The 6000-nt window shown below is 72.6% G+C and carries 4 protein-coding genes; all 4 read right to left on the bottom strand.

The features are described 5' to 3' along the window. Window positions 1-111: 111 nt before the first annotated feature. The 4 genes from ffh to AB0M46_RS44320 all read right to left on the bottom strand — a co-directional run bounded on the left by ffh (window position 112) and on the right by AB0M46_RS44320 (window position 5860). Window positions 112-1659: a signal recognition particle protein gene (gene ffh, locus AB0M46_RS44335; RefSeq protein ID WP_363346379.1), complete on the bottom strand. Its 1548-nt coding sequence runs from the start codon at window positions 1657-1659 to the stop codon at window positions 112-114. 161 nt (window positions 1660-1820) lie between these two features. Then, a complete protein-coding gene (locus AB0M46_RS44330) occupies window positions 1821-4079 on the bottom strand; it encodes a [protein-PII] uridylyltransferase (protein ID WP_363346377.1) in 2259 nt (752 codons plus the stop codon). Between the two features lie 26 nt (window positions 4080-4105). Then, the gene (locus AB0M46_RS44325; protein WP_190249674.1) at window positions 4106-4444 is read right to left on the bottom strand and encodes a P-II family nitrogen regulator; all 339 of its coding nucleotides are present in this window, start codon (window positions 4442-4444) and stop codon (window positions 4106-4108) included. 27 nt (window positions 4445-4471) lie between these two features. Then, a complete protein-coding gene (locus AB0M46_RS44320; RefSeq protein WP_363346375.1) occupies window positions 4472-5860 on the bottom strand; it encodes an ammonium transporter in 1389 nt (462 codons plus the stop codon). Window positions 5861-6000 lie beyond the last annotated feature (140 nt).

Genomic DNA, 6000 nt, shown 5'->3' with positions numbered 1-6000 from the left:
GCGGCCGCCGACGACGCACCCGAGCGCACCGCGCCCGCGCGCGAAGCATCCGGGCCCACACCCGCGGGACCCGCCGGCAGAGGCTCCGTGGCCGGGCGCGCGGCGGGTGGCTCAGGCGTCCTTGTCACGCTTCTGGAGCTTCGAGAAGTCGAGCTTCGGCAGCCGGAAGCCCGGCGGCAGGCCGGCCGCGTTCGGGTCCATGGCGGCCGGGTCGAAGCCGGGCGGGAGCTGCGGCAGGCCGCCGGGCAGGCCGCCGCCCACGCGGGGCTGGCGCACGCCGCTGTTGCCGCCCTTGCTGCCCTTGCGCTTGTTCTTCGGCGACTTGGTGGCCTTGCGACGGCCGCCGGGCAGGCCCATCATGCCGCCCATCTGCTTCATCATCTTCTGGGCGTCGGCGAAGCGGGTCAGCAGCTGGTTCACGTCGGTGACCGAGACGCCCGAGCCGTTGGCGATGCGCACGCGGCGGGAGGCGTTGAGGATCTTCGGGTTGGCGCGCTCTTTCGGGGTCATGGAGCGGATGATCGCGGTGACCCGGTCGAAGTGCTTATCGTCGATCTCGGCCAGCTGGTCCTTCATCTGGTTCATGCCCGGCATCATGGCCAGCACGTTGGCGATCGGGCCCATGCGGCGCACGGCCTGCAGCTGCTCGAGGAAGTCCTCCAGGGTGAACTCCTGGCCGCCCATGAGCTTGGCGGCCATCCGCTCCTTCTCGTCGTCGGCGAAGGCCAGCTCGGCCTGCTCGATGAGGGTGAGCACGTCGCCCATGCCGAGGATGCGGGAGGCCATCCGGTCCGGGTGGAAGACGTCGAAGTCCTCGAGCTTCTCACCCGTGGAGGCGAACATGATCGGCTGGCCGGTGACATGGCGGACGGAGAGGGCGGCACCGCCGCGGGCGTCGCCGTCGAGCTTGGAGAGCACGACGCCGGTGATGCCGACGCCGTCGCGGAACGCCTCTGCGGTGCTGACGGCGTCCTGGCCGACCATGGCGTCGATGACGAAGAGGACCTCGTCGGGGTCGACCGCGTCGCGGATGTTGGCGGCCTGCTGCATCATCTCGGTGTCGATGCCGAGGCGGCCGGCGGTGTCGACGATCACGATGTCGCGCATCTGGCGGCGGGCGTGCTCGATCGACTCGCGGGCGACCTGCACGGGGTTGCCGACGCCGTTGCCGGGCTCGGGGGCGTACACCTCGACGCCCGCGCGGCCGCCCAGCACCTGCAGCTGGTTGACGGCGTTGGGGCGCTGGAGGTCGGCGGCGACGAGCAGCGGCTGGTGGCCCTGGCCCTTGAGCCACCGGGCGAGCTTGCCGGCGAGCGTGGTCTTACCGGAGCCCTGCAGACCGGCCAGCATGATCACGGTCGGCGGGTTCTTGGCGAACTGCAGCCGGCGCGCTTCGCCACCGAGCGTCGCCACGAGCTCCTCGTGAACGATCTTGATGACCTGCTGGGCGGGGTTGAGCGCCTGCGACACCTCCACGCCCCGCGCCCGCTCCTTGAGGCGCGCGATGAACGCCTTGACCACGGGCAGCGCGACGTCGGCCTCGAGCAGCGCCAGGCGGATCTCGCGCGCGGTGGCGTCGACGTCGGCGTCGGTGAGCCGGCCCTTGCTCCGCAGCTTCGAGAAGATGCCGGAGAGCCGGTCACTCAGGGTGTCAAACACGACGTATCCGTCCTCGGTGTAGGAGTCCCTTGAAGGGTACGCGACCGCGAACACCACGGCGCGGCCCGCGACGCACACGGGAACAGGGATCGACAAATGGTGCAGAAGGCCACAAGTACGGACTACAAGGCCGAGCTACACGGCCGGGGCACCGGGACAGGTCACAACAACAAGGCGGCCTGCAGGACCGCGGCCTCCACCCGGGCGCGGGCCTGCGCGTCCCAGGTGCCGGCCAGGTAGAAGGCGTCGACCACCTCGCCCCCGAGCGTGGAGATGTGGGCCGAGCGCACGTCCGCCCCCACGTCGCCGAGCGCGCTGGCCACCCGGAAGAGCAGCCCGGGGGTGTCGGTGGCGCGCAGCTCCAGCACCGTGGCGTCCGTCGCGGCCGACGGGGGCTGCCAGACCACGCGCGGGGGCGCGCTCGCCGCGCCGCGCCGCGCCGAGCGCTCCCGCGCGGCCAGCCGCTCGGCCACCGGGAGGTCGCCGGTGACCGCGCGGCGCAGGTCGGAGACGAGCGCCTCGCGGTCGATGTCGCCGCCGTAGCGGGGCTGCACGGCGCAGACCATCCGCGCGAGGCCGTCCACGGTCACCGTGTCGGCGGTGACGACGTCGAGGCGGTGCAGCGAGAGGCAGCCGGCGACGGCGGCCAGCAGGCCCCGGCGGTCGGACGCGGTGACGGCGACGGAGTCGGTGTCCAGCAGTACCGCCGGGAGCTTCGACGGCACCGTGAGCGCCGCGGCGGGGTTCAGCGGCGCGGCCACCACCCCGGTGTCGAGGGCGCGCTCCACGTGGCGGACCAGCTCGGCGATGAGCCGGCCCTTCCAGTCCGACCAGGCGGCGGGCCCGGTGGCGGCCGCGTCCGCGCGGGCCAGGGCGTGCAGCAGGGAGAGCGTGGTGGCGTCGCCGACCGCGGCGGCGACGGTGGCGATGGTGCGCGGGTCGGACAGGTCGCGGCGGGTGGCGGTGTCGGGGAGGAGGAGGTGCAGGCGTACCACCTTCTCGACCTGGGCGACGTCCGTGGCGCTGAGGCCCATCCTGGCGGCGGCCGCGGCGGCGATCGGGGCGCCGACGATGCTGTGGTCGCCGGGCAAGCCCTTGCCGATGTCGTGCAGCAGGCCACAGAGGACGAGCAGGTCGGGCCGGTCCACGTCGCGGGTCAGGCCGGCCGCCTGGCGGGCGGTCTCGACCAGGTGCCGGTCGACGGTGAAGCGGTGCACCGGGTTGTGCTGCGGGAGGCTGCGCACCCGCGCCCACTCGGGCAGCCACTTGACGACCAGGCCGTAGCGGTCGCAGGCCTCCCAGACGGAGATCATGGTCGGGCCGCTGCCCAGCAGCGTGAGCAGCGCGTCGCGCGCGGGGGCGGGCCAGGGGCGCGGCATCGGGCCGGCGAAGCCGCCGAGCCACTCCAGGGTCGCGTGGGCGATCGGCAGGTCGGCCCGGGCGGCGGCCGCGGCCACGCGCAGGGGCAGTGCCGGGTCGGGGCGCGGGGTGACCGCGGCGCGGGCCAGCACGACCTCGCCGCGCTGCTCGACCACGTCGCGGGCGAGGGGGCGGCGCTCGCCGTGGCCGCGGGCGCTCGGCGCCGACCAGCGCTCCACGGCGCGCCACGCGTCGTCGCTGGCGTAGGCGATGGTGCGGGCCGCCTCGGCGATGCGCCGCAGCACCTCGTCACGGTCGCCCAGGTCGAGCAGCTCGGCGACCTCGTCGCGGTCCTGGGCGAGGAGGCGGTCGACGCGGCGGCCGCGCACGGCGTGCAGGGCGTCGCGGACGTCGAGGAGGGTGCGGTGGGCGCCGCGCACGGCCGGGCGGGGGCCGTCGGCGACGCCGGCGAAGCCGATGCCGCGCAGGACGCCGAAGTCGCGCAGGCCGCCGCGGGACTCCTTGACGTCACCCTCGAGGAGGAAGGCCAGCTCGCCGTGGGCCTGCCAGCGCTGCGTGGTGAGCGCGCGCAGGGCGGGCAGCAGGTGGCGGGCCTCGCGCCGCCACTGGGCGACGGCGGCCGCGTGGAGGCGCTGCAGGAGCGCCTCGTCGCCGGCGATGAGGCGGGCGTCCAGCAGGCCGAGCGCGACCTTGAGATCCTCGCGGGCCAGCTCCAGGGCCAGCTCGGGGCTGCGGGTGGAGTGGTCGAGGGCGAACTTGGCGTCCCAGACCTGGTACCAGATCTGGCTGCCGAGCTCGTCCGCGGCCGCCTCCGCGCCCGGGCCGCCGTCGTGGAGGAGCACCAGGTCGAGGTCGCTGCGCGGGGCGCACTCCCGCCGGCCGAGGCCGCCCACGGCGACGAGGCAGGCTCCTGCCGTACCGCCGCCGGCACTTGAAAAGACCGAGGCGAGCCACTCGTCGATGGCGGCGCAGCGCTCGGCACGCGCGTCCGCGCCCGCCCCGGTGGAAAGGACCGGGGCGGACGCGGGCAGCTGGGTCATCTGTTGAGGACCGATATCGACGGCGATTAGAGGGCGTCGAGCCCGCGCTCGCCGGTGCGGACCCGGACGACCTCGTCGACCGAGGTGACCCACACCTTGCCGTCACCGATCTTGCCGGTGCGGGCGGCGGTGACGATGGCGTCGACGACCTTCTCGAAGTCGAGCTCGTCGGTGACGATCTCGACCCGGATCTTCGGGACGAACTCCACCGTGTACTCCGCACCGCGGTAGACCTCGGTGTGGCCCTTCTGACGGCCGTAACCCTGAACCTCGCTCACGGTGAGGCCGGCAACGCCGAGCGCGTGCAGGGCCTCCTTCACCGCGTCGAGCTGATACGGCTTGATGACCGCGGTCACCAGCTTCATGCCCATTCCCTCCGACATCCCTCGACGCTATCCGGCTACCGTTTCCGACGCCGGGGCTTCCGCCGCCGGCGCGGGTGCCTTGCCCGCTCCCACGCCCGCCAGGGCGAAGGCTCCACCGCCACCGCTGCCGGTGCCCGGGGTCATGTCGTAGGCGCTCTCCGCGTGCTCCGCGATGTCGATGCCCTCGACCTCCGCCTCGGCGCTGACCCGGAAGCCGATCGTCTTCTCGATGATGAAGGCGAGCCCGAAGGCGATGGCGAACGAGTAGATGGTGACGATACCGCTCGCCGCGGCCTGGGCGCCGAGCTGACCGGCGCCGCCGCCGAAGAACAGGCCGTTCTTGGCGCCGAGCGCGCTGCTGATGTTCGCGTTCAGCTTGTCGTTGGCGAAGAAGCCCAGCCACAGCGAGCCGATCCACCCGCCGACGAAGTGCACGCCGACCACGTCGAGCGAGTCGTCGAAGCCGAAGCGGTACTTCAGGCTGACCGCGAGGGCGCAGACCACACCGGCGACGAGGCCGAGCAGCACGGCCGCCCACGAGTCGATGAAGCCACACGCGGGGGTGATGGCGACGAGGCCCGCGACCGCGCCCGAGGAGGCGCCGACGAGGGTGGGCTTACGGTCGCGAATCCACTCGACGATGACCCAGCCGAGCAGCGCGGCCGCGGTGGCGACCTGCGTGTTGACGAAGGCGAGACCCGTGACGAAGTCGACGCCCCCCTCCGAGCCGGCGTTGAAGCCGAACCAGCCGAACCACAGCAGGCCGGCGCCGAGGGCCACGAAGGGCACGTTGTGCGGCTTCATGATCTCGCGCGGCCAGCCGATGCGCTTGCCGAGGACCAGCGCGACGCCGAGCGCGGCCGCGCCCGCGTTGATGTGCACGGCGGTACCACCGGCGAAGTCGAGCGGGTGGAACTTCTGGGTCAGCAGGCCGCCACCCCACACGCTGTGCGCGACCGGGAAGTACACGAGGGTGGCCCAGCCGGCGGCGAACAGCAGCCAGCCGCCAAACTTCGCCCGGTCGGAGATGGCGCCGCTGATCAGCGCGACGGTGATCACGGCGAACGTCATCTGGAAGACCATGAAGACGAACGTCGGGATCTGCAGGCCGCTCGGGTTGTCCGCGGTCGCGCCCCAGATCTCGGTGAGGTAGGTCTTGCTACCGAAGTACTGACCGAGGTTGCCGAAGAGGCCACCGGCGCTGTCGGGGCCGAACGACGCGCTGAAGCCGTAGAAGAGCCACAGGACGCTGACGAGCCCGATCGACGAGAAGCTCATCATCATCATGTTCAGGACGCCCTTGTTGCGGTTCAGGCCGCCGTAGAACAGCGCCAGGGCGGGCGTCATCAGCAACACGAGCGCGGTAGACACAAGAAGCCACGCGGTGTGGCCGGTATCAATCTTCACTTCAGGCACGCGGGCCTCCAGATGGTCGAGATCCTCCCTCCCGACCTTCGAGGCAGCGTCGCCCTCCAGCCGGTTGCGCGAGAGCTTGTCGGGCTCACGTTTCGCGCACCGGCGCTGCGCGGTTTCTACCGCGTCACGTCATGTTTCCA

This window comes from Dactylosporangium sp. NPDC051485, from assembly GCF_040682015.1.
Taxonomy (GTDB): Bacteria; Actinomycetota; Actinomycetes; order Mycobacteriales; family Micromonosporaceae; genus Dactylosporangium.
Note: the sequence above shows the minus strand (reverse complement) of the source record. Positions and strands in the feature narration are given on the sequence as shown.